Source organism: Polyangium sp. y55x31, from assembly GCF_029946505.1.
Taxonomy (GTDB): domain Bacteria; phylum Myxococcota_A; class Polyangia; order Polyangiales; family Polyangiaceae; genus Polyangium.
In genome coordinates this window covers 1-533 of sequence record NZ_JARZHG010000105.1, presented here as the reverse complement: position 1 = coordinate 533, position 533 = coordinate 1, and the positions used below count along the sequence as shown (strand labels likewise).

The following is a 533-nucleotide window of genomic DNA, read 5'->3' as shown; positions in this document are numbered from 1 at the left end:
CCCCAAGCCGTAGGCCGCCACCGCGCCCCCGTCCCATCGTCGAAATGTGTGAACTCCGCCCACGCTTGGCTATTCGGCGGAAAACCGACCATCCCGCTATCCTGCCGGTGGAAGTTCGCACCGAAGTTCGAAATCGCGAGGCGCAGGACCCGGATCCGCCGCGCACCCCCCGTTGGCTCCGCGAGCGTGTACTTTCGATGGGCGTTCATTATCGGAAGGAGGAAGACGTTCGCCGTGCTCGCGTCGAGCACCGCGTCGGCATCGGGCACCTTCGCGAAGATCGTATCCTGCGTCCCTGACTTGAACGTGACCGGCCCCGCGAACGTGACGGGCCCCGTGAATGTGTCCCCGGCGAGCGCCGCCTTCGTCTTCCCGAGCTTGTCTACCGCTTGGATCAAGCCGATCAGGGCCGAGCGGACGGTACCCGTCGGGATTGCGCCATGCTCGAAGAAGCCGATCCGGGAAGCGCCATCATCGATCGTGCCCGTGCCCGTCGCCGTCCCGCTCGGGAGCCCGAGGACCGCCGCCGCCGT

At 67.0% G+C, this 533-nt stretch carries 1 protein-coding gene; it reads right to left on the bottom strand.

Annotated features, from left to right (window positions below; all coding sequences use genetic code 11):
• On the bottom strand, nucleotides 1-533 hold a 533-nt coding region (locus QHF84_RS50205; RefSeq protein ID WP_281320796.1), incomplete at both ends, for a hypothetical protein.